Origin of the sequence: Paenibacillus sp. FSL P2-0121, from assembly GCF_037975345.1 — a bacterium.
Classification (GTDB): domain Bacteria; phylum Bacillota; class Bacilli; order Paenibacillales; family Paenibacillaceae; genus Paenibacillus_AQ; species Paenibacillus_AQ odorifer.
Genome location: NZ_CP150245.1, coordinates 246918 through 272002 on the forward strand (window position 1 = coordinate 246918; position 25085 = coordinate 272002).

The 25085-nt window shown below is 44.8% G+C and carries 18 protein-coding genes and 1 tRNA gene; 8 read left to right on the forward strand and 11 right to left on the reverse strand.

Translation table 11 applies throughout. The features are described 5' to 3' along the window. Positions 1-216: 216 nt before the first annotated feature. From MKY54_RS01140 to MKY54_RS01160, 5 genes are all read left to right on the forward strand, one after another. Positions 217-300, forward strand: a tRNA-Leu gene (locus MKY54_RS01140). A gap of 118 nt (positions 301-418) precedes the next feature. After that, a complete protein-coding gene (locus MKY54_RS01145; protein ID WP_076218289.1) occupies positions 419-1813 on the forward strand; it encodes an MATE family efflux transporter in 1395 nt (464 codons plus the stop codon). Between the two features lie 165 nt (positions 1814-1978). After that, entirely contained in the window at positions 1979-3079 is a 1101-nt protein-coding gene (locus MKY54_RS01150) for a glycerol dehydrogenase (RefSeq protein ID WP_076101108.1), read from the forward strand. Between the two features lie 216 nt (positions 3080-3295). Beyond that, positions 3296-3640, forward strand: coding sequence for a hypothetical protein (locus tag MKY54_RS01155; protein WP_076179139.1), 345 nt, complete (start codon positions 3296-3298; stop codon positions 3638-3640). A 396-nt stretch (positions 3641-4036) separates the two neighbouring features. Continuing rightward, positions 4037-8344 (forward strand): glycosyl hydrolase, encoded by a 4308-nt coding sequence (locus MKY54_RS01160; RefSeq protein ID WP_339189134.1) that lies wholly within the window; start codon positions 4037-4039, stop codon positions 8342-8344. A 99-nt stretch (positions 8345-8443) separates the two neighbouring features. On the opposite strand, the gene MKY54_RS01165 is transcribed toward MKY54_RS01160, so the two are convergent. From MKY54_RS01165 to MKY54_RS01175, 3 genes are all read right to left on the reverse strand, one after another. Then, complete coding sequence (locus tag MKY54_RS01165; protein WP_339189136.1) at positions 8444-9199, reverse strand: SDR family oxidoreductase; 756 nt, start codon at positions 9197-9199, stop codon at positions 8444-8446. A gap of 776 nt (positions 9200-9975) precedes the next feature. Next, complete coding sequence (locus MKY54_RS01170) at positions 9976-11328, reverse strand: HAMP domain-containing sensor histidine kinase (protein ID WP_339189137.1); 1353 nt, start codon at positions 11326-11328, stop codon at positions 9976-9978. Beyond that, entirely contained in the window at positions 11306-12043 is a 738-nt protein-coding gene (locus MKY54_RS01175; RefSeq protein WP_076126944.1) for a response regulator transcription factor, read from the reverse strand. Before MKY54_RS01175 ends, MKY54_RS01170 begins: the two co-directional genes overlap by 23 nt. Before the next feature lie 160 nt (positions 12044-12203). Here MKY54_RS01175 and MKY54_RS01180 point away from each other — a divergent pair, with 160 nt between their 5' ends. Next, entirely contained in the window at positions 12204-12851 is a 648-nt protein-coding gene (locus MKY54_RS01180; protein WP_339189139.1) for a hypothetical protein, read from the forward strand. 96 nt (positions 12852-12947) lie between these two features. Here the strand turns inward: MKY54_RS01180 and MKY54_RS01185 are convergent, their stop codons facing one another. Then, positions 12948-13871, reverse strand: a complete 924-nt coding sequence (locus MKY54_RS01185) for a DMT family transporter (protein ID WP_339189141.1) — start codon at positions 13869-13871, stop codon at positions 12948-12950. Between the two features lie 142 nt (positions 13872-14013). On the opposite strand from MKY54_RS01185, the gene MKY54_RS01190 reads away from it, so the two are divergent. Further along, on the forward strand, positions 14014-15354 hold the full coding sequence (locus tag MKY54_RS01190) for a PLP-dependent aminotransferase family protein (protein ID WP_339189142.1): 1341 nt from the start codon (positions 14014-14016) through the stop codon (positions 15352-15354). Between the two features lie 549 nt (positions 15355-15903). Here the strand turns inward: MKY54_RS01190 and MKY54_RS01195 are convergent. From MKY54_RS01195 to MKY54_RS01220, 6 genes are all read right to left on the reverse strand, one after another. Further along, complete coding sequence (locus tag MKY54_RS01195) at positions 15904-17214, reverse strand: 6-phospho-beta-glucosidase (protein ID WP_339189145.1); 1311 nt, start codon at positions 17212-17214, stop codon at positions 15904-15906. A 6-nt stretch (positions 17215-17220) separates the two neighbouring features. After that, on the reverse strand, positions 17221-18216 hold the full coding sequence (locus tag MKY54_RS01200) for a BadF/BadG/BcrA/BcrD ATPase family protein (RefSeq protein WP_076303198.1): 996 nt from the start codon (positions 18214-18216) through the stop codon (positions 17221-17223). Positions 18217-18246: 30 nt separating this feature from the next. Next, positions 18247-19236, reverse strand: a complete 990-nt coding sequence (locus MKY54_RS01205; RefSeq protein WP_076135400.1) for a LacI family DNA-binding transcriptional regulator — start codon at positions 19234-19236, stop codon at positions 18247-18249. 135 nt (positions 19237-19371) lie between these two features. Further along, positions 19372-20757, reverse strand: coding sequence for a sugar ABC transporter substrate-binding protein (locus MKY54_RS01210; protein WP_076192581.1), 1386 nt, complete (start codon positions 20755-20757; stop codon positions 19372-19374). Positions 20758-20809: 52 nt separating this feature from the next. Beyond that, positions 20810-21688, reverse strand: coding sequence for a carbohydrate ABC transporter permease (locus tag MKY54_RS01215; protein ID WP_038568194.1), 879 nt, complete (start codon positions 21686-21688; stop codon positions 20810-20812). Next, a complete protein-coding gene (locus MKY54_RS01220) occupies positions 21685-22578 on the reverse strand; it encodes a sugar ABC transporter permease (protein WP_339189148.1) in 894 nt (297 codons plus the stop codon). Before MKY54_RS01220 ends, MKY54_RS01215 begins: the two co-directional genes overlap by 4 nt. A 362-nt stretch (positions 22579-22940) precedes the next feature. Here MKY54_RS01220 and MKY54_RS01225 point away from each other — a divergent pair, with 362 nt between their 5' ends. Further along, on the forward strand, positions 22941-23738 hold the full coding sequence (locus MKY54_RS01225) for a hypothetical protein (protein ID WP_339170782.1): 798 nt from the start codon (positions 22941-22943) through the stop codon (positions 23736-23738). On the opposite strand, the gene MKY54_RS01230 is transcribed toward MKY54_RS01225, so the two are convergent. Then, positions 23733-25082 carry a Mur ligase family protein gene (locus MKY54_RS01230; protein ID WP_339189150.1) on the reverse strand — a complete coding sequence of 450 codons (1350 nt, stop codon included), beginning with the start codon at positions 25080-25082 and terminating at the stop codon, positions 23733-23735. The genes MKY54_RS01225 and MKY54_RS01230 overlap by 6 nt on opposite strands. Between the last annotated feature and the right edge of the window lie 3 nt (positions 25083-25085).

The following is a 25085-nucleotide window of genomic DNA, read 5'->3' on the forward strand; positions in this document are numbered from 1 at the left end:
TAACTAAAAGTGTATCGATGATCCTCTTGAGGGCACCGATACACTTTTTTTAAATATAAGAAAGTATAAGTGACACCAATACTCTTATAGTCTTCCCTTAAACGCTTACTGCCCTTACAAGGGCACCGAAGACGCTTTTACTTGTTAAATTTGTTGTTGCTCTTTCTGTGAAATCATGTTAACTTATATTCTGCACTGTATTTTTTTATATCTTGTGCGGTCGTGGCGGAATTGGCAGACGCGCACGGTTCAGGTCCGTGTGGGCTAACCCCCGTGGAGGTTCGAGTCCTCTCGACCGCATACCTAAGTGCATATAAACAGGCAATACTTTTGAATCGCTCTTCAACCTGAAGAGCCTTTTTCTATTTATACGCATAATTCAATTTGACAAACTCTATGTAAAAGAAGTGAAGCAAAGATGGAGCCTAATGTAGGTGTAAATACGAAGCAAAGTGTGCGGTTTCTAGAAAAGTATTTCTCTGGTGAATCGATAGATTATCGTCAGATGATTGCTTTATTCATCCCTATCCTAGTGGATCAGGCCTTTGTGGTGGGTCTTAATCTAGTGAATACAGCTATGATAAGCTCGTCTGGTGTGGCAGCTATCAGTGCGGTCAATATGATAGATTCTCTTAATATTTTTCTCATTAGTGTGTTTATTGCCGTCTCAACAGGTGGGACGGTTGTTGTTGCGCAGTATAAAGGGAGCGGCAATGACCTCATGGTGTCAAAAGCTACGGCAGGTGCTACGTCATCTGTTTCGCTGATGGCATTTGCTATTGGGATGTTCGGAATTCTTTTTCACAATCCGCTGTTGAATTTACTATTTGGAGCGGCCTCACCGGAGGTTATGGAGAACGCCCGAATATATTTAATCGGGAGCTGTATCTCTTATCTTGGTATAGCTGTTGTGGAAGCGGTATGTGGTGCTCTTCGTGGAATTGGTAGAACGAGGGCCTCGCTTGTACTTTCGCTAATTATGAATTTAACTTATGTCTTATTGAATCTCGTCTTTATTAACCTGTTGCATATGGGTGTTCTGGGGATGACCATTTCTATAAATATAGCTAGATACCTGGGGGCGTTCTGCGCACTTTATTATCTATTCCGATTGGACAACGATCTGCATATCCGTATTCGCGATCTTGTAGCGGTTAAGCTGTCTATGCTGAAAAAAATAATGTTCATCGGGATGCCGTTTGCGGCAGAGCAGATGTTCTTTAATGGTGGTAAAATTCTGACTCAGATCTTCATCGTTAGTCTGGGTACGTATGCACTTGCGACTAATGCGATTGCCTCCTCCTTTGCAGGGATTATGCAAATCCCGGGGAATGCGTTGTCCTTGACGATTATTACAGTGGTGGGACAATGTATGGGAAGCAATAATGTTAAGGATGCTCGAAAATTTATTAAATCATTCCTTGTCGCCTCTTCTCTTTCCCTGGTGGTGATGGGGTTGCTGATTATGCCTTTTTTCAATCCATTAGTGTCTATGTTCCATCCTCCTGCTGAGATTGTGGGTGATATCTTCCTGATTGTGCTCATCAATACGATTGCGCAAATTCCGTTATGGTCTATAAGCTTTATTACGCCTTCGGCGCTTAGAGCGGCAGGGGATTCCAAATTCACCTCCATGGTTTCGATGCTTACGATGTGGCTGTTCCGTGTAGTGCTCGGATACATCTTAGGTATTGTTCTGAACTTTGGTATACTCGGCGTTTGGCTGGCGATGAATTGTGAGTGGGGGATCAGAGGTTTGATTTTCCTGCGGCGATTTATGGGCAAGAAATGGGTTCAGCATCGTGTTATATAATAGATATAAAAAAATCAAAGGACGCCCTGAGGGGTGTCTTTTTTTGCATGCTCTGATGAGTGCCTTTGGAGAATGCAGCTTGAGTATTTCTTGGGTAGCGGGGTAATAATATGTAGGAATTGCGTCTTTATGCTTACTAAAACACACAACAAGGAGTCTTGCACAATGTCACATTTCGTTAGATCCGTTACTTCACCAAAGAAATTTATCTCCGGCCATAACTTACTGTCAGATCTGAATGAGTATATTAAGGCGTTTGGCGATCATGCCTATGTGATCTGTGATGAGTTCATTTTGGAACGTGCTAAGAAAGAGGCGGGGAGTTCCATCGAAGGTGCGGGGAATAAGGCTACTTTTGAAAAATTCAATTATGAATGTACTCAGGAAGAGATTAATCGTAATCGGGAACTTGCCCGTAAAGCTGGGGCGAATATCATCGTCGGTATCGGGGGAGGTAAAACACTGGACACTGCCAAAGCTACTGCGTATTATGAGAAGCTGCCTGTAGTTATTTTTCCGACGATTGCATCTACTGATGCACCATGTACAGCGCTGGCTGTCATTTATAATAAAGATGGTTCATTTGATCAATACTTATTCCTCCCAAGTAATCCGGATGTGGTCTTGGCGGATACAGCGATTTTAGCTTCAGCGCCTTCCCGTTTTTTCGCAGCTGGAATTGGCGACGCACTGGCTACTTATTTTGAAGCCCGTGCTTGTTATGCCTCTAATGGCGACAATCTCGTACTTATGAAACCTTCTACAACGGGTCTAGGTATATCGAGACTTTGTTATGAAGCTCTACTTAAGAATGCGGTAAAAGCAAAACGTGCGGTTGATCAGAAGCTCTATACACGCGCGGTGGAGGAGACCATTGAAGCGACAATTTATCTAAGTGGTGTGGGTGCTGAATCTGGTGGTCTGGCTGCCGCGCATGCTATTCATAATGGGATGACAGCCGTTCCTTCACTACACAAAGCTCAGCATGGTGAAAAGGTTACGTTTGGTCTTTTAGCCCAGCTAGTACTGGAAAATGCCTCAAATGAGGAGCTGGAAACTGTCATTAAGCTTATCAAGGATGTAGATCTTCCGCTAACCCTCGCCGATCTGGGGTGCACGGAATTTATCGAATCCGAATGGCGCCAAGTTGCTGAAGCTGCTTGTGCAGAAGGAGACACAATGGGCAATATGCCGTTCCCGGTTACTCCGGAAGATGTGTACAATGCGATAGTGGTGGCGAACTCGCTGGCAGAGTCTTATAAATAACTAGCACAACTAATATGTAGTGATAATGAAGGCGCCCTTGGGGGTGCCTTTTGTTTTTATATAGGTTAAGCTGTTGAAGTAGAGTAGGGGTAAAATTATGCTTATAGGTATCGGCTTCGGCATACTTAATCACGGGATAGGGTGCCTACGGAAACGAGATTATTGCTAATCGCCCCGTTGCTGTGCCAATATCACTCTATGTAATAAGGAGGAAAGATGAGAAAAAAACATTTAGGTTATCTAGTCCTTATTATCATAATTATTGGAGCGGTAATAATAGCAGTAATTCACGGAAATTCGGAGCGTCAGAACAAGCAGGCAGCAGGAAGCCTTGGAATGGATTATGTGCGCAAAGAGTACACGGAAAGTGCGTCGCTGAGAGTTGCAACGATTTGCAAACCCTTATTTGGAGGGTCGGGTTATCAGGTAGTGCTCGAGGATTCAAGTGGGCAATCGTATTATGTCATTATCGTTCTCGGAACTACACGTAATCTTGTCACTATGGACGATCTGACGAAAGAGGTGCGGGAAGGTACAACTGTGTTTCCGTGCCACCAATAAAACATGATAAATGAATCGGATCTCATCTATATGATTATTGGGAGGCACTCCTGCGGGGTGTCTGTTTTTGTTATATTAAATTGAATTTTGTTATTTATTTTCGGAATTACTAACATTAATACTAACGTAAACAATAAAATAATTATAACAAAAGGGAATATTTAGATTGTTTTATGCCAATGTAACCGCTATAATCTTGCATATACCGAAATATCTAACGAAATTAAAATATTTTGTTAGTGTTTGTTATTAATAACGAAGCTGAGTATGTGGAGGTGAATAGTTAGCGAGTAGGTCTGTAATTGTCTTCTATAAGGACAGATAGTTATTGGGTTCATAACAGCTGGTTGGCTATTCTTATTATCAAATCCATTCATTTTCGAAGGAGAATTAGGAATGAAAAAAGCGAAAAAGTGGCTGGGGAGTATACTTGCCTGTGCAATGATAATGTCTCCTTTCCCCTCTGTAATTTCTGCAGCAGCAGCGCCATCGACTGTGGGATTCGGTGATACACAGGGTCACTGGGCACAACAAAATATTGCGAAGTGGGTAGAAAATGGCGTATTAAACGGGTATCAGGATGGTTCTTTTCATCCCAATGAAGGAATTACAAGAGCTGAGTTTGCTACGATCTTGAATAAGGTATTTGGTTTCTATATGAAGTCAGATCAATCTTTTTCCGATGTAAAAGCGACCGATTGGTATGCAGATCAGCTTTCGTTGGCACGATATGCTGGGTATTATGAAGGATACTCAGAGAATAAAGCACAAGCTACTGATTATATAACGCGTCAGGATGCGGTGACGATGTTGGCTCGGATATTTACTCTTCAAGACATTGAAAGCGCTTCATCGATGAGCGGATTTAGTGATTCCGCTCAGATTCAGGCTTATGCTAAGGATGCAGTTCATGCGCTCTCAGGTTTGATTACAGGGTATGAGGATGGAACCTTTAAGCCGCTTGGAAGGATCACCCGTGCCGAAGTTATAACGTTAATTAATAAAATAGTGAAGAGTTATTACTCGCAATCTGGAAGCTTTGAAGGAGGAATAGTTTTTGGGAATGTAGTCGTTAATCAGGATGGTGTTGTGTTAAAAAATGCAACGATAAACGGAAACCTGTATCTAACTGCTGGGATCGGTAACGGCGAAGTGACCCTTGAGGGTATTAAGGTTACGGGCACCACATTTATTGCAGGTGGCGGGATAAACTCCATTCTTATTAAGAATAGCTCATTAGGCAAAGTAAATATAAATCGTAAAGAGGGTGAGGTTCGTGTCCTCACGAGTGGTACAACCCAAATTTCTCAGCTAACGGTAGATAGTCTAGCAAGACTGGAGTTTGGAACTGGGACGATGATCACCACGGGAATTCTAAATAGCACTGTGGGGCTGATCCTAGGTGAAGGCGCATCGATTGCTAATCTAAACGTAGCTGTCAAAGCGACTGGAACCACTCTTTCCGGTCAGGGCGACATTGCAAAAGCGGACGTTAAAGCAACAGGAGTAACGTTGAACGGTAAGCCCATTGCTCCTGGCACAATTGTCATTATCAAAGGCAATCAAGGTCCTGTAGCAACGACTACCCCAGCGCCTACCTCGGCATCAGGCTCATCAACAACGCCGGCAGGTCCGACTAATCCAACCGCGGCACCTACAGCGACACCAATACCAACGGAAACACCGACACCAACAGCGACACCGACAGCAACAGCAACACCGACACCGACAGACCCGACGGGTCCTGTGGGACGTATCGAGAATTTAGCGGATGTTGGTGCAAGTAGTGAGACTAGATCGCTATTCGCCTATTTACAGGATATCCGCGGCAGTGAGATCTTGTTTGGACATCAGCATGCTACTACAGAAGGACTTTCTATTACTGAAAAGGACGGAACGCAGTCTGAGGTCGAGAATGCAGTAGGCGACCTTCCGGGGCTGTTCGGCTGGGATACGCTTAGTCTTGAAGGTTTTGAGAAACCAGGCGATCTAGGCGCAACCCAGCTGGAGAATCGTGATAAATTAATCGGCGTGATGAAATCTGCTTATGAAAAAGGCGGCGTGCTTACATTAAGCTCGCATATGCCGAACTTCGTCACAGGAAAGGACTTTTATGACACCAAAGGGAATGTGCTTACGCATATATTACCCGGCGGTGACAAACATGCAGAGTTTAATGCATTCCTGGATATGATTGCGGACTTTGCGAATAACTTAAAAGATGATGATGGTAAAGCTATTCCAGTCATTTTCCGTCCATTCCACGAGCAAAATGGTGGCTGGTTCTGGTGGGGTGCGCCTTACCGTACGAAGGAGCAGTATGCTGAAATTTATCGTTATACCGTTGAATACTTAAGGGACAAAAAAGATGTGCATAACTTCTTATATGCGTTCTCACCGGGAAGTCCATTTAACGGCACAGATGCGACATTCCTAGAGACGTATCCGGGAGATGACTATGTCGATATCCTTGGCTTCGATAATTATTATGACGGAACCACTGAGGGTTGGTTTGATTCAGTCGTGAAGGATGCTAAGCTGATCTCGAAGCTGGCGGATGATAAGGGGAAAATCGCAGCATTTACTGAGTTCGGTTATTCGGGTGTGAAGCCAACTGGAACGAAGGACCTGAAATTCTTTACCAAGCTAATCGCTGCGCTGCAGTCTGATCCGGATGCTAAACGGATGGCGTACATGCAGACTTGGGCGAATTTCAATACAGATTCTATCTTTGTCCCTTATAGAAATGCTCCAAACGGGCTAGGGGATCATGAACTGCTCCCTGATTTTGTAGACTATTATAATGATCCGTATACAAGCTTCAGCCATGAAGTGGCTATTGCGGATGCGTATTCGAAACAGGTAACTACAGAAACCGAGCAACCTTTTTTACACATTGCCTCACCAACGGCAAACCAAACAGTGCCCACGACAAAAGCATCGACCCTTCGTGTTCGTGTGTTGAATCAGGATGTGGATAAAGTAACCTACCTGATTGGGGATGACACAACAGAGTACAGCATGGCAGCTGACGCAGAAGGTTTCTATTACTTGGCAGATTGGACACCAGGTGTAGCCTTCGACGAAACTGGCGTGATGCTTACTGTTAAGTCCTATGCAAAGGATGGTTCTGTACTTTTACAAACGATCCTAATCTTTGTAAGTGACGTAGAGGGCAATGGGGACCCATTGATTGTAGATACTTTTGAGAATTACAAAGGGAATGATGAATTACTTCGTGCGGCATTAAGTCCTGCGGGTGATCTAAATACGATCTCACTTGATGCGGACCATAAAAATGATGGCAAGTATGGCCTGAGATTCGATTATAATGTGGATGGCCAGGGTTATACAGGTCGTACCAAAAACATGAATAATGCCGACTGGTCGGACGCCAACAAATTGAAGCTCTGGATTGCACCTGATGGCAGCGACCACAAGCTTGTTATTCAGGTCAATGCAAGCGGCATTTCTTTTGAAGCTTATCCTTCACTGGCAGGTACGACACCTGGCTTGGTGGAAATTCCATTCAGCCAGTTCGCTCCAGCGCCATGGGATACAGGAAATGCCGGTAAAGTAATCACTAAAGAGAACCTTAAGGACATTCGGGCAGTGTCTATCTACGTAAATAAAAAGGACATAGTAGCAAGTACGTCTGGTACGCTGTACTTCGACGATATTGCAGCGTTTAATGATGGAACGGGTGGCGTTCCTAATGGGGGCGAAGGCCCTGGCAGCACGCCAGAACAGGCGAAGCTGTTGTATGGTTTCGAAAAAGATACTCAGGACTGGACAGTAGAGCAAAATAATGCGAGTGCAAGCGCGGCGGTAATCTCGACTGATGAGGCTGCTGAGGGAACTCATTCGTTAAGCACCTTGTTCTCACTCGATTCAGATGGAGCTTTTGAGCTCAGCAAAAATGGCAGTCTGGATCTGAGCGCGGTTGATAAATTAAGCGCACAAATTAAACTGTCGAACGGAACAGCGGATGCACGTTTGTATATTAAGACGGGATCAACCTGGTCTTGGGCTGACAGTGGAGCTGTGAAAGTAGATTCGAGCGGATTTACTACGGTTTCGCTCAACTTGGCAGGTATTGCAGATCTTAATAGTGTAAAAGCCATAGGTATCAAGCTCGAGGGATTCAGTGGTACGGGAACTTCTACGCTGTATCTGGATGATGTTCGGACCCTGAAGAATGGTACCGCACCTGAAGCTGTCGTCTATGGCTTCGAGGACAATACACTGCAAGGCTTCAGCATCAATGTGGATGAAAATAATAAATATAATACAGCGCTGGCTCAGAATCTATCGGTGAGCAATGCTGTGTATGCTGAGGGAACTCATTCGATGCAAGCGGACTTAACATTGAATGGAGGGCAATTCCAGCTGCGTCGTATGGTGGTTACCAACTTAGCGAATGCATCAACAATTACGCTTAAAATCAAGGTTGTACCTATTGATGCAAGCGATGTTAGCGGTGTAATGGCTCAGCTGTTCACCCAAAGTGGCTCAAGCTGGGGAACATGGACTGCTTCTACGGCTACACCAGTAGATGCCAATGGATTTACTACAATAACACTGGATATCAGCAAGGTAGCGGATCGTAATTTGACCCAAGCGATTGGCGTTCAAGTCATGACCACAGCAACTGATCCAGTAGGTAGTGCTACCGTATATGTGGACGAAATCACGATTAAATAGAAAGTAGTAAAGCCGGAAGCGAACATTTTACGATGTTCACTTCCGGCTTATTTATTTAGCATCAAATTTATTCATTTTAAGTCGAGTATCTGCTTGAAATTAACGAAGCTTAATAGACCCGCCATCTACCATGATAGTCTGGCCCGTAATATAATCGGAATCTTCACTCGCTAGGAATACCGCAACACGCCCGATATCACTTTCCAGTTCACCCAATCTTCTCAAAGGGATTTTCGAAATCATGTTTTGGTAATACTCAGGGTTTGCTTCTGCCCATTCAATCATGCCAGGGGAATTAGCAATTGGAGCAATGATGTTTACATTGATTCCAAATGGACCAAATTCATTAGCGGCTACCCGGGTAATTCCACGGATGGCTTCTTTTGCAGCAGCATATGTTCCTTGATTGGTATCCCCGTTGAGGCCAGCGCCCGATGCAAAATTAATAATTTTACCTTGTGCTTCTTTTAAATACGGTAGTGCTGCTTGCATGAAATAGAAGGTTGGATAGAAGCCTGTATCAAAAGATAAATCGAAATCAGCCTGTGTAGTTTCTTCGATAGATTTCATTCTGGATGCGTGGGCATTGTTTACTAAAATATCTATTTTTCCAAATTTATCAGCTACTTGTTTAGCAAGGTGAGCTATTTTATCGTGTTCCTTGAGGTTCGCTTGAATAAAGATAGATTCAGGTTGATATTCTTGTAATTCTTTAATTGTTTCTTTGCCGGTTTCTTCATTGAGGTCAATAATAGCTACCTTAGCGCCTTCTTTAACAAAAGCCAGGGCCATCCCTTTACCAATACCGCCTGCTCCACCAGTAATAATAGCTACTTTTCCTGCAAGTCTGCTCATGTTGGTATCTCCTTTTTGTGAAAAAAATGTAGTATCTAACTCTTATCAGAGGTAAGGTGTAATTGTTACTTCGACTATATATTACCCAAAATAGTAGCTATATTTACCATGAAGTAGAAACGGCATCATTTACCAGTAAAAATATAGATGGTGACCGACGATGAATGTTCAAGTAGCTGATGAGGCCTGTTCCAGCTCTTATGTACATGTTGAGCGATTGAATTAAGCGGCGCACCAAGTGATGAGCAATTGATGATTCATGTGTCGCTCCAAGTGACGCTGCAAGTGATGCAATAGGTGAAGTATTTATAGAGTAATTAGGGAATTTCTCCCTGAAATTCAGAGATTTCTGTTCATCAGACTTATAATTAGGGAAAACTTACCTGATTTTCGGCCGATTTAGTAACTAATTAAGAAATCCCCTATTTATTAGGGAGGAAATCCCTGATTTCGTGCATTTAGAGCGAATATCGGCTATTTTCAGGGAGTTTTTCCCTAATTAGTTTAAACCCTACCGCAAGCCGTATGAAAAACTCACCTAATATATCGTTCACCGCCCAACTGCCCACCATCCAACCTTCCAACCACCCACCGTCCACCGCTCACCGCTCACCGCCCACCATCCAACCGCCCAACCCAATATCAGAGAACGCTACGCGTGGTATATAGTCATATGGCACAGTAAAATCCATTACTTTTCTTTTCAATTCTATTCCATAAAAAAGAAGCTGCCCCAAGTAGAGTTTACTACTTTTGAGACAGCCTCTTATGGATATTTATAAAGGAAACCCCATCGAGATTACCGCACCGCCATTTCTTCGGTTGCCTGCGCTGATCTGACCTCCACAACGCTCGATGATTGCGCGGGAAATAGCCAGTCCAAGTCCGGATTCTCCGTCTTTTCCTTTTACAAAACGATGGAAGAGATAAGGAAGCAGATCGTCCGAAATTCCAGGGCCATCGTCACTTACGGATAACAGAGCCCGGCCCTCCTTGACTGAAACATGGATATAGATATGTTGATTAGCATAACGTGCTGCATTGGAAACTACATTAAGAAGCGCCTGTAGCAGCTTATCCCTATCCGTACGGATCGTAAGAGAATCTTGATGATCGTGGGAGATATGGAGGGTTAATTCTTTTTTCATTAATAGAGGGTTCATTCGTTCGATGGTTTCTGTCAGTAGATCTTTTAAACAAATAACCGTAGGCTTGAATATATCTTCCTCGCTGTCCAGCTTCGCAAGTAAAGTCATTTCGGACACGAGCTTCTTCAAGCGGCTGCTTTCGCTCATGATAATGTCTAGCCCTTTTACTACATTCTCACCTTCAAAAACACCATCCTTAATCCCTTCAGCGTAGCCGGAAATGGACATTAAGGGAGTTTTTAATTCATGAGACGCATTCTGGAAAAATTGTTTCTGCACATGGTTGAAACGATTTAATTCATCTGCCATGTCATATACCGATTGAGCGACAGATCCAAGCTCTCCACCAGCTTTAATTAATTTAACATCTGAGAAGTGCCGTTCTTTGACTTTGCGGAGTTCTTGTTGCAGCCTCATTAGAGGTTGAATCAGCTTCTTGGTGATAAATAGGCCAAATAGGAACATAAATGCTCCCGCTGCGCTGAAAACGATCAGCAGTCTTTTGAGCAAAGCTTGTTCAATAGCAGTGACTGCGCTCATAGGGGTTAGTAGAGTTAGCGTGCCTATAGGTGTAGCCTTCACTTCAGTAATATACCGTGTATCTGTTCCATTCCAAATGTTCTGGAGCTCAGTGGCTTGGCCTGTGACACTCTTGGCATCATAGTTTATTGCAATTGAACTCATCTCTGATGATGTGGACAAGACTTTTCCTGTCTCATCGCTAAGAATGGCTTCGACGCCTGCAGTGCTTAGAGAAGGTAAGGTCACCGGCAGAGCTTCCAGCTGAGTGCCAATCTCCCCGATGTATTTACTTTCTTCAGTCAATGTAACTGACATCGCCGCACCAATGGTTCTTAAATCCTCTTTTTGTGTTCCGACAAAATGGTTGAGTAGTACAAAATGGATCACGACTGCAGTAATAGATAGTAGCAATACCAATGCAATACTAAAGGCTAAATTAATCTGATGTGCTAGTTTCATTCGTATGCTCACCCCCATCTGTTCTCATGCGGTATCCGTGTCCCCATACTGCCTCAATGGGCAAATGCTCCAGTTTTTTGCGCATCCGTTTAATTAGATGATCCACGGCGCGATCACTTCCAAAATAGTCGTCCCCCCACACATAGCTCAGCAGCTCATCTCTTGTAAATGCCCGGTTAGGGGCATCGGCGAATACTTTTAGCATGGTGAATTCCTTGCTGGTCAAGTCCACCTCTTCACCACACCAGAATACACGTCTTTCTTCCGGCAATAGTAGAAGCTGGTCGATTTCAAGACGGGTGGAAGTGGTCTGACTGTTCAACTTTTCGGCCTGATTACTCATTTTGTACCAGCGTTGAAGCTGCCGTTTGATCCGGGCGACTAATTCACGAGGGCTGAACGGCTTGACTAGATAATCGTCACTGCCAAGCTCCAATCCTAATATTTTATCCACTTCATTATCTCTTGCGGAGATCATAATGATCGGTACTTCGGCTTCGTTACGAATCCTTTTACAGAACTCATAACCATCCATGCCGGGGAGCATAACGTCGAGTACCCACATATCCGGGGGGCTAGTCTGCCACAAGGTCCATGCTTCCTCAGCGCTGCCAAGGCCGATGGTGTGGTAGTTTTCTTTTTGTAAATAAGCTTCAACAAGATTGCGTATATGTTCATCATCGTCGACTACGGCAATGAGATATGGATTATTCATTTCGGGTTACCTCCAGATTATTCTCCTACAAGTATATCAATCCAGAGGTGGGTAGGGGCGGCTGCCATCGTTTTTCCACAAATTAACCAATGTTCTGCCACACCCATTATGTAAGCTTGGTCTTGTAAGATCATTCGAATCGACGAGGAGTGTTGTATTTATGAATCAACAGATGTTATTTAAAAAGTTAGCGCTGTCCGCCCTGCTAGTGTCCGCCGTTGCTGCACCGTCTGCAACGAACGCAGCAAGTGGAGCGCAAGACGGAAACACGAAAACAACGGCTGCAGCCGTGGTTACTGCTGCCTCTAAAGGAACAATTGCCACTAAAGTAACCACTATTGATTGGGTAGATCCCCTAGAGTTGGCTAGGACCTACGCACCTAATACCCAAGAAGATTGGAAGAACACCTTGGATCAGTATTATAAGGTTGCTGGATTTAGTGTAACCGCACTTGCCGAGCTTGTGCCTGCGGAACTGGTGGAGGGAGTTCAATTATCTAAAGAAATACTATCCACCGAAGCTCTACCTGCAGGATATATTGAAGCTGGTCGTAACCTTGAAGTAGTACCTGTAGTCGATGATATGCAGGTAGATAGCAATATCACTACTTCAATGAAAGCTGTAGACGCGACTTCAATTGCTATTTCCATTCCAGATCTTAGCGACGCGGATAAAGCTTTTTTCAAAGCCCAAGATGATCTGAATAGTGCCGCTAAATCCAAAGATGCGACTGTGATCAAGGAAGCTTTAGCTAATCTGTTGGATCAATATAAAGAGAAGATCAAGGAGCTTGAAACAGCCAAATAACGGCGATTAGCGAGGCTTGCTACAGAATAGAGATACTGAAAAGGGTAAAGATAAAAGACACCTCGCGGGGTGTCTTTTTTGTATGCATATCAATCTTCACGCTTTGCCTTTGGCCCTTACTTGCTTCCGCCAGTTCACACCGATCACCCCGGCGATGATCATCACTGTACCGGTCCAATGGTACCATTCCAGTTGCTCATTCAGCAGAAGTACACCACCGAGAATAGAGACAACTGTTGAAAGACTGCCGAAAATGCTCACGCGTGAGGCTTCCATCCGTGATAAAGCATAGTTGGAGAGGAAGGAGGTAACGAGGGAGGAGAGTACGCCGAGATAGAGCATGGAGAATATAAATTTGGGCTCTTGAAAAGGTGTGAAATACTGATCCAAGGTTCCTGCCGAACCATGCTTAATGATCGACAGTCCATTAAAAAATATAAATCCGAACAAAGTAATCATATAGGTAAGTTCTTTGGGACTCCAAGTACGTGTCAGCTTTCGAGCTGCAACATTATAACCGGCAAGGGATAAAGCTGAGATTAGGATAAGTAAGACGCCCCAAAGACTAGAAGAAGAGATACTCAAACCTGGAATGGCAAAGATAAGAATAATGCCTGCAACTGAGATTAATGTAGAGATCTTTTGGAAGCTGCTCGTGGTTTCCTTCAAGAACATCGCCGCCAAAAGGATGGTGAAGATGGGCATTGTCGCCTGAATAATACCCGCTACAGCGGAAGTTGTATACAAAAGTCCATACGCCTGAAGGGTGAAATATAACGCTGGATACATTAAAGCCAGTGGGATTATCACTGCGGCCTTGGATATTCCAAACTTCACCCGCCTCCACCCTGGAAAAGTAAATAAAGAAGCGGCAAGGAAAGATAACGTGAAGCGATGAGCTAGCGTATCAAAAGGATCCGAGACGGTTAGGGCCATTTTTACAAATATAAAGGAAAACCCGACGATAATAGCATTCATGACAGCTGCTGCTATCGCTTTTTGAGTAGAAGATGTATTCATTAGTAAAGACCTCCAAAGTGTTGCGCGCATTTAGGTACCGGTCCTGTTCTGCTCTTTATTCTAAGGCTAGAGTAGCTGTGCTACAATGTAATTATTATTCATCTGTACCGGTACAGAATAAGCTTGGAGGAAGGTGAAAGGGATGTATAAGTATTCGGAGTTAATCAACGAGCTGGAAGCGCAAATTGCCGAGGATGCGTATCGTGAGGGAGATAAATTACCGTCTATCCGGGAGTTGTCCTTACGTTATGGATGTAGTAAAAGTACGGTTATTCGCGCGTTGCAGGATCTTCAGGACAAACATTTAATCTATGCCGCCTCAAAAAGTGGTTATTATGTCATGAAACGAAGCGGACAGCGAAAAGACGAAGGTGCACATTGGATCGATTTTACGGTGTCTGCACCCGACCCGGATATTTTTCCGTATCTGGATTTCCAACATTGTATTAATAAAGCGATTGATATGTACCGCAATGACTTGTTCATCTATGGAACGCCGCAGGGGCTTCCTTCTCTTATTCGTGAAATGCAGCGGCATCTGGCTTCTTATCAGGTATTTGCCAATCCGGATCAGATTTTTATTACCTCAGGTGTGCAGCAGGCGCTTGGCGTATTGACCCGAATTCCTTTTCCGAATGGCAGGCAGCGAGTGCTAATTGAGCAGCCGGGTTATCCGCTTTTTATGGAATATCTGAAGACGTATGGCATTGAGACAGAGGGGATAAAGCGTTCGGATGCTGGGGTGGACTTGAATGAATTAGAGCGGTTATTTAAGACAGGCCAGTTCAAGTTCTTTTATACCGTCCCGCGATTTCATAATCCGCTCGGCGTCTCCTATACCCGTACCCAGAAGAAGGCGATTGCTCAGCTAGCAGCTAAATACGATGTGTATATCGTTGAAGATGACTACATGGCGGACTTGGAGCAGGATGCAAAAGAGGATCCGATCTACGCTTATGACGATGCTTCCCATGTGATCTATTTAAAAAGCTTTTCCAAAATTATATTTCCGGGTCTACGTGTCGGTGTCGCTGTACTGCCAGCGGTCCTGTGTGACTCTTTTAACCGATTCAAAAGACTGATGGATATAGATAGCTCTATGCTGTCTCAGGCTGCCCTGGAGTTGTATCTGAAAAGCGGAATGTTCGAGCGCCACCGAAAAAAGATGCGTTCCTGCTACGAAAAAAGATCCACGCTGCTCCATGAATCGATTATGAGAGAGTTAGATACAGCGACAGCACAACATTATTCCTACCATCCAACCGGCCAGCTTGGTGTGCATACGTATCTGAAGCTTAGTGACAGCATAAAGACAGAACAGATGATCAAACGTCTGCAAAAAAAGTTCATTCGCATCGAAATGGCGGACAGCGGGTATCTGCCCTCTTTTAATAAAGAGAAGATTCTAAAGCTCAATGTATCCAGTGTAAAAGAACCCGATATTCGCTCTGGCATTGAACAGGTAATGCAAGAAATACGCTGAGAGCGCAGCAATAAATGAGTGGATAATAATGGTGGAAATGCTGGGAGTCCATTGGAGTAGAAATAAAAAAGCGTTCCTCCAGTAACAGGGATCGTTTTTTGGCGTTGTGGGTCGTTGACAAATCTGGCAGCAGTGAATTGATGGACAGCAGATCTCATTATCGGTACAACTCGCAGTAATCTCTGGTTCTTCTATAAATATCCGAACACATTTTCTGTGCAATCTTCGGCCGAGTCATGCGGACCCAGATAACGTTATTTGCTAGTTTTTAGCCTTTGAAGCAGGTTTTCGGACACCAGCGCCGCTATTCAATTCGAAAGGGGTTATATTGGGTGGTTTTCATGCTAATAACGGCTATGGGGTCCGCTAGCACTCTAAAAATGTGAAAAAGCCGCTTTTAAGGTCAGCTGTGTCCGATAGCGAATTCGCTAAGTGCAAATTACCAAGATGCTTTATTCATTTTTGCTTCGGTAGCGAGTATCAGCAACAAGCGCAAAAAAAGAGACCGGGTTCGGTCTCCTTTAGTTATTTCTCGATAGGAGGTATGAATTAATTCGCAAAAAAGTTCGGCAGGAACTCTTTATTAGCTTCCAGCATTTCGTCCAGCATCCGAATCGCTACGTCCACGGACGGAACAAGCGGGTGATGTGCGAGCGCCTGAAGGGCAAGGGCGCGGTCTCCGGTGACAGCGGCGTCAATCGCCAGCTGTTCATAGGTTTTGACAGCATGAATGAGTCCTTTAGCCATGGTTGGAATTTTGGTCAGTGGCAGAGGTAGCGGGCCGTTTTTGGTGACCACGCAGTTCACTTCAATGCTGGCGTCATCTGGCAGGAAGTCCAATATGCCATGGTTAGCGACATTTAGGGTCTGAATGTCGTTTGATCCGTTATGAAGCGATCTCATGAGATTAACAGCTGCTTCTGAGTAAAAAGCACCGCCGCGCTGTTCCAGCTGCTTCGGCTTCTCGCTTAGCTCTAGATTGCCATAAAGCTCGAAGAGCTCTTCTTCTACACGTTTGACGACTTCAGCACGGTTAATGCCTTGCTTATGGGAGTCCATCTGCTCTTCGAGCATGGCATCGGTCATATAGAAATATTTTAAATAGTATGAGGGCAGTGCATGAAGGGATTGCAGGAATTCCGGGTTCCATTCTCTTGCCGGTACGTTCTTAGCGCTGTAGCTGGTTGTATCTGCAAGCATATCATCCAGCTTGTCTTCACCTTCAACATCGATACGAGTAATCCAGTGCAAGTGGTTGAGGCCCACAAATTCGGCATATACACGGTCTGCTGCTACATTATATTTGGCAGAGACTTGCTTGATCAGGCCGATAGGTGCGTTGCACAGGCCAATACTTTTTACCTTAGAATATTTCAGAACGGCTTCGGTGACCATCCCAGCAGGGTTAGTGAAATTGAGCAGCCATGCGTTGGGAGCCAGTTCCTCGATATCATGGCATACATCCAGAATAACAGGGATGGTGCGCAGTGCTTTCATCATTCCCCCAGGACCTGTTGTTTCTTGGCCAATAACGCCATATTTGAGCGGAATCGACTCATCACGAGCACGGGCATCAAGCATGCCGACACGCATCTGAGTGCTGACGAAGTCGGCGCCTTCGATCGCTTTACGGCGGTCTGTTGTCAGATGAACCTCAATCGGAAGGCCGGATTTCTCCACCATACGTTTTGCCAAGTTACCTACAATATTCAGCTTGCGAAGACCAGGCTCAATATCTACAAGCCATAATTCGCGCACGGGAAGTTCTTTATAGTGAAGAATGAATCCCTCTACTAATTCTGGGGTATACGAAGAACCTCCACCGATAACTGCAATCTTTAATCCTTGGTTTACTGCCAAGATTAATCACTCCTGTCTTGTAGTTTGTTTGATCGATTCATAATCCTGAAATTTCCGCATTTTCTCATATACTTCACTACTAATGGTCAACCCATCTTGATCCATAGCTGACCATACTGCACCGACTACAGGCTCTGTGGCAAGGGTAACCACGGTTGCCTGAGGGGCTGCAGCGTGTACAGCTTTCTCGATAGGCTGGCGAATCCAACCGCGATCCCCTCGGGTTAGCAGACTTCCTGCCAGCACCACATCGAAGGCCTCCTGCTCCATGCCTAGCTTGTGAATGATAGCTGCCGCAGACTTACCTAGTTCAACCCCTTGCCGATGTAAAATCTCCAGCGCTACGGCATCTCCTTCAGCTGCTGCTTCAAAGAGCAGGCGAGCAACATTTACGGGGACTTTTTTCCAATGATCAAGGAAATCGTGAAACATATGCCCAACTTCCTCATAACCTAACATTTTTAGCAGTAAGCCTGTTAATAGGGTGGGCTGTTCCCGGCCGTCCCAAGCTCGGATAACGGAACGAAACACCTCAATATTGAGTGCGCCACCCCCGCCAAAATCACCGTACATATAGTCAAAGCCGCCGCATTGATAATGCTCTCCCTGCAGGTTTCTGCCTGCTGAATTGGTGCCGGTGCCGCAGATGAGCGCGACACCATATGGGCGATTCGTTCCGGCGCGTAGACCGATCATAGTGTCACAGTTAATGGTGTATTTGGTGAATCCTATCTGGCGTATCATCGGATGGAGAATAGCATAGTCGGCCTCGCGATCAGCACCGGCAAGTCCGAGATAGGTATGCTGGATGTCTTCCAACCGGAGTCCGGCTTCAGCCAGCGCCCCGAATGTGGCCTCTTGAATACTGTTGGCGGCCTCAAGGGCGCCTGTCTGGTGGTTGCCGTTACCACTCTTGCCTTTGCCAAGAACATTGCCATGTTCATCGCTTAGCAGAGCGTAGGTTTTCGTGCCTCCCCCATCGATCCCCAAGTAGTAAGTCAATGGTCGTCACTCCTAGTGTATAAATTTAATCTACTCAGCTCCGGTAGATTCACGTACGATAAGTTCAGGATCAATCCGCATCCCGGCTCCACGTTTCATCTTTCCGGAGATGCGTTTGAGCAGCATATCCGCGGCTGCCAGCCCGATTTTGTCTGCAGGCTGACGTATTGTTGTCAGATGTGGATGAAGCTGTGAAGCAATATAATGATCGTCATAGCCGACCACTGCCACCTCTTCGGGTACCTGAATGCCCGCTTCCATCAGGGCATTGATGACTCCAAGTGCGATATTGTCATCCCCGGCGAAGACGGCGGTGGGCAGCTTTCCTTCCTTCAGCCAACGTTTGCAGGTATCGTATCCCATCCCAATATCGAAATCACCAGGCACGATCTCAAAGGGGTCCAGCCCTTGTTCCTGAAGCGCCTGTAGAAATCCACTGCGCCGCTCCCGCGTACTCCGGAACATTTCCTGACCGCAGAGATGAGCGATTGAAGTGTGTCCCAGCTCCAGCAGATGACGCGTAGCTGCGTATCCCCCCTTGAAGTTGTCGATCGTGATGGAGTAGGTATCATTTTCGGGCTTCTGATTATCTATCAGCACATAAGGAATACCCCGCCGTTTTAACTCCACAATATAATTATCCTCTTCCATCGGAGAAAGCAGAATTAAACCGTCTACACGATCCTCCTGAATTAAATAATGGCTATCATCCGATTCGATGCCTGTTGAGATGGATATGGCTAAAAAATAACCATGCATTGCTAATATTTCATTCAGCTCTTTGACCACTGCGTCAAAAAAGGAATCTTGCAGGGTAGTGACAATAATGCCGATAATTCCCGTCTTACCGCTTGCCAGACTGCGTGCCGCAGCATTAGGGCGGTAATCCAGCTCTTTAATTGCCTCCAGCACCTTTTGGCGATTATTCTCGCGTACCGATTCGGCCCCATTTAACACCCGGGATACGGTTACAACGGATAATCCGGATTTTTTGGCTACATCAAAAATACTAACTTTCATCTTTAATTCTCCTCACGGCAGATTTTCCGATCCTGTTTTCTACTTTCAGTATACAGGGTTGGCAGACTGTCCGCTAAACGTATGATTTCACGCAGGTATACCGTCCCTAAAGGGGGCGGTATACCTGCCAAACAGTTATCGCTGAATGATCTCTGTAACCTTCTTCTGAATCGTCGCCATCACCTCTTCAACCGTCTTATGTCCAGTTTCTACTGGCTGCAATTCATTAATGAACATGTCATTAATTTGCGAGTAGTTGGTGATTAAGTGGTTATAGGATTCGAAGCCGTAGTTAACAGCACCCTCGTAGACATTTTTGATATCCTGTGGATCGATACCTTCAAAATGTTTATAGTAAGCTTCTGCAGCTTCGGTGTTGACTGGTGGGTTACCGCCACTAAGCTCAATGGATTTCTCTTGCACTTCGCTTGTGATCAGGTATTTGATCCATTCAAAAGCTTCCTTCGGATGTTTGGAGTCCTTCAAGATCAGCAGCGGATCGACATAAAGGGTGCTGCGTACCTTTTCGTTTCCTCCCCATGGTACAGCGGCTACGCCAATTTTGAAGGGGAAGTCATTTGCACCTGCAAGGTTCCATGAGCCTCCGATAGACATGCCGATTTTACCAGCAACAAAGGGATCGCCGTTCTGTCCAGCTACACTTTTGCTCCATTCGGAAGAAGGAGAGACTTTATCCTTAAAGACAAGATCAAAAAGCTTGTTGTAGGCAGCGATCACTTCAGGGGAGTCAAAATAAGTCTCGGAAGGCACGCCGCCATTAGTCCATGTATCTTCTGAGTAAGGCTCCGCTCCAAAATATAACGGCCGCATATCGCGTTCGGACCAAGTGAAGTCTACGCCATATTGAGTTTTGGCGATATCATCGGATACAAGCGTCATTTGTTTAGCTTCGTCGACCATTTTTTCAAACGTCCAGCTCTTATCTTCATAATCGCTTGTTGGATAAGTCAGTTTGGCAGCATCAAACATGTCTTTGTTATAGAGCATTAAGGTGACATACATATTGACCGGGATGCCGTAAGTGTGATCTTTAACCTTGTAGATACCCATTAGATTCTCTGGGATACTATAATCCTCTGCCTTGAAACCATCCTCTTTCATAAGGTCGGTCATATCGAACAACATACCCTTATTGTAGTATTCTGCGAAACCTCCATACCCCCAGTGACTTGTCACGTCGGGCGATTTGCCGCCGGCAATTAGCGTTTGCAGCTTGCTGTCGAACTGCTCATAGGGCGCTTTTTCCACTTTCACTTTAATATTCGGATGCTGCTTCTCGAAATCAGGGATTAATTTTTCGACAAATGTGCGGTCTTCTGAATCTATTGTGTAATGGGTAATCGTTACCGTTTCTGCTTTGCCTCCAGAATTAGTAGAGCCACCGTTTCCTTCAGATAGGGCGTTACCCGCCGATTTGCCGCCGCTACAGCCTGATAAGGCTAGAACAACGAGCATGGTAGCTGCAAGTAAAAGCGCAATACTTTTCCTGTTCTTGTTCATTAGCTAAACCCTCCATGATTTCAAGTATATTTGGCCGCCGGATGGCGGATTATTACTTAATCCCTGTAAGTACAATCCCTTCGACGAACTGTTTCTGGGCTACAGCAAACAGCGTAACGATTGGGACCATAGCTAGAACCGAAGCAACCATTAGCAGATGCCAAGGTGGAATGCGGAACCTCGATGAGGTAAGAGAAGCCATCCCGACGGGTAGCGTGAACTTATCTGATGAGCTTAAGTAAAGCACTGGCGTAAGCAGATCATTCCAGTTGTAGATAAAAGCAAAGATAGCTACGGTTGCAAGTGCAGGTTTGGAGAGTGGGATTGCTATGGTAGCCCACATCCGTATTTCACCACAGCCATCAATGCGTCCGGCATCAAACAGCTCTTCAGGCAATGTGGAGAAGAATTGGCGCAGCAGAAAAATATTATAGGCTGAGCCGAAGAAAGCAGGCACGATCAGGGGTAAAAAGGTATCTATCCAGTTCATTTGCGAAAAGAGTACAAATTGCGGAATCATAATGGCCGGATAGGGTAACATCATGGTGCTCAGCAGCAGGATGAACCACACCTGATTACCTGTACCTCTGAATCTGGCGAATCCATAGGCAACCAGCGCCGAAGAAATCAAGGTTCCCACAACACTAAAGCCGGCGATAATCAGACTGTTTTTATAAAGTGTACCGAACTGCAGGGTATCAAATATTTCTGTGTAATTGCTCCACTGCCAGCTCTCCGGAAGAAAGGTGGGTGGGAACTTCAGCATCTCGCGTTTGGACTTAAGTGAAGTGGAGACCATGAAGAACAAAGGAAGCAGCATCAGAAATGTTGTAACTACTAGAGTAATAAAGCTGAAAATCTTAACAGGCTCCGCTTTCCGGCGGCGTTTGGTTCCTTTAGTCCGGGGGCTTAGCGCTCTGACTGTACTCATTTGCGTCCGCCTCCTTCATAGTGAACATAACGGTTAGACAATTTCATAATTAGTGCGGTGCAGAGCATAACTACGATAAGGAGCACCCATGCCAAGGCTGAGGAATAACCGGCACGATATTCTTTGAAAGCGCTGGTGTAGAGATTATAGACATAGAACCAGGTAGAGTAATTCGGCCCCCCTTGAGTCATGACAAAAGCTTGGGTAAAGACTTGGAAGGAATCAATCAGTCCCATAATCAGTTGGAAGAGCAGCACGGGAGAGATCATCGGTAAGGTAATGTTCAGGAAGATTCTGAAGCGCCCGGCACCGTCAAGGTTAGCGGCTTCGATCAAGCTAGCCGGTACGCCTTGCAGACCTGCGAGGAATAAAATCATTCCTGAGCCTGCTGTCCAGAAAGTCATGATGATCAAGGCATATAGTGCAGTGTCTGGGTTCATCAGCCAAGCCGGTCCATGAATGCCGAACCAGGAAAGGATGTAATTGAAGAGCCCGATCTGCGGGTTGAAGATCCAGTACCACAGCAGGGACATGGCCACGCCGGATACCATGCTTGGAAAATACATTGCTGTTCTGAAAAAGCCGCGCAGAGGAATGGTCTGGTGAAGCAATAGTGCAAAGCCAAGACCGAGCGCAAGCTGGATAGGTACACCGATGAAGGTATATCTCAGCGTGACAACCACCGATTTCCAGAACAGGTCATTGTGAAACATCTCTGTGTAGTTAGCGATCCCGATAAATTTAGGTGGGTGTATGATGTCATAATCAGTAAAGCTGAAGTAAAGCGATGATAAGATAGGATAAAGGGCGAATACTAGGAAGCCGATAATCCAAGGAGAAATGAACAGATACATGTAGAACGTCTGCCGCCTGTTCTCGCGATTGATCATGACACACCAACCTCTCGTTTTAAAAGTATAAGCGCTTTAACTTTTGATCATACTAACACTATTAATTAGCAATAATACTAGGTACCTAGAGATTAAAGTTTAACCGCTTTAACTTTTTGATTCGCTTTAATAAGCTTATCATAGAGGATGATCACTAAATAATCAACACTTATTTTAACTATAAAAGCGCTGTCAGTCATTAAACGTAACATACAGTCTGTCATTTTTGTGAAAAAGGGACCTGAAATAAGATTCGGGAGATTATTGTGTTAACTATTATAACGCAATTTTATTATTTTTTATTAATATTCCTCATGCTATGATTAGGTTTGGTCATATTTTGTTAGAAATGAGGAAACTGAATGACGACTAGACCTTACTTAAAAATGATCCAGCATTCTGTTACAGCCTCAGGGATTAGCTTTGAGGAAATTACACCGAATTTCGTATATAGAGCGACAGATGGAGTGAAATCATTTGTGATGGTAGACGCTGAGATCGGACTAAACAACAGTGCTTCTACGATCATTGCCATGAGTAAATCTCTAACTTATGATGTTTTGCATAAGGCGAATATCCCAGCCGTAGAACATATTTATTTGCCGCATCCAGACTCCAAATTTAGCAATTTGAATCCTTATCCATTGGCTGAGCGTTATTTCCAAGCGTGCAATGGGGAGGTAGTTATGAAGCAGGATAACGGGGCGCAGGGCAATCATGTGTACAAAATCAATGAGATAGCCGATCTGCATGAAAAGCTGGATTTATTATTTTCTTTACAGCTTAATGGGGCAATAGGTCCTTATTATGAAGCGGAGATTGAGTATAGAATTGTAACTTTTAATCATCAGGCGCGTGTATTCCTTGGCAAAAAAAGAGTTCGTTCGTGGAAGCACAATTTGATTAACGGAGCTGTTACGATTGAGGTGAAAGATCAGGTCAAACAAGAGGCGCTGGCGGAGCTTGCCTCCCGGACCTCTAAAGCGCTGGGCCTTGATTTCTGCTCAGTAGATATCTTAGAGACAAATCAAGGCTTGTTGGTGATCGAAGTCAATCATAAGGTAATGTTAGATGAATATTGCAAGCAAAATCCAAGTGAAGTACCTGGCCTCTCAGACCTTTACAAGGAAGTTATTCTTCAGCGTATGAATCAGTTATAAGCCGATATTCAGCAGCGATTGCCCGAATAATCTTTTGGCATTTCCGATTAGAGTTTGCGTACCCACGATTACAATAATCTCGGAAGGTGATTGTTCTTTAACATACGTGAGAGCGTCCTCTAAATAAGGGAATTCGGAACTTTTTTCGAGAAAACTTTTAGCGATAAGCGGAGCATCCGTAGGGAAAATTAGATGGCTTATATCGGGTTTGGTTACGATTAGTTGATCCGAGACTGTACTCATGACTTCGATGACCCCTGTGTAATCTTTATCCTTAGGGACACCGATGATGGATGTGACGGTACGGCTGCGCTCAGGATTCACTAATTGAATAAGTTCAGCCAGATAGCTTGCAGAATCTCTATGAATAGCTCCGTCAATAATCGTCAGTGGGTCATGACAGATAACTTCACAACGTCCCGGCCATTGTAATTGTTCAAAACAGTGATGTACGATCTCCTGATCAAGGGGTCCCCCTGTAATCTCTTCACAAAGTGCGACTGCGCTGGCAGCATTGACCGCTTGAAACTGTCCCAATAGCGGAAGGGTCAAGGCTGGATAAACGGCTGGCTTCGTCCGGACATCAAAAGTAGTTCCGACAGAAGTGGTTGTGATAGATTCAGCTAAAAACTGTTCTTCATAATATTGCACAGGGTTGGAGGAGAGGTTGTCCTTCATGATCGCAAGAACGTCGGATTTCTGTTTGCTAACATAGACGTTTGTTGTGTTGTTTTTGACAATCCCCAGCTTGTGCAGTGTAATGCTGTTCAGATCAGGTCCCAAATGGGCTACATGCTCTTCCATAATCGGGGTAATGACAGCCCAGTCATTGCTCAGGACATTGGTGTCATCAAACCTTCCTCCTCTACCGCATTCAATCACATTGATATCTGTACCCTTCTCCTTAAAGTACAAAGCCGCAATAGCCAAAGCAACCCCAACCGGACCTTGATATTCATCAGCAGCAAGCTGCTCTTCGATCTGGTGGAAGCCCCCGCGAATTACATTACCTAATCGTACAAAATCTTCTGTGGCTATTGCCTGCCCATTGATCCGGATTCTTTCGTTGAAATCTACCAGGTGAGGGGAGGTGAATAACCCCACTTTATATCCCAAGTGACTTAACAGAGAGGAAATAAATCTAGAGGTGGAGCCCTTACCTTTACTGCCTGTGACCAGTATGTATTTTTGATTGCGATCCGGACTTCCGACTGCATCCAGTAATGCTCTGGTTAACTCCGGTTTTCTAACTTCTTCATCCAAAGTCTCTGTAATGTTGTTAATGGCCCTTAGGTAAGAGCTGTAGATCATATCTTCTACTTGGGATTGTGAAGTGAATTCCACGGA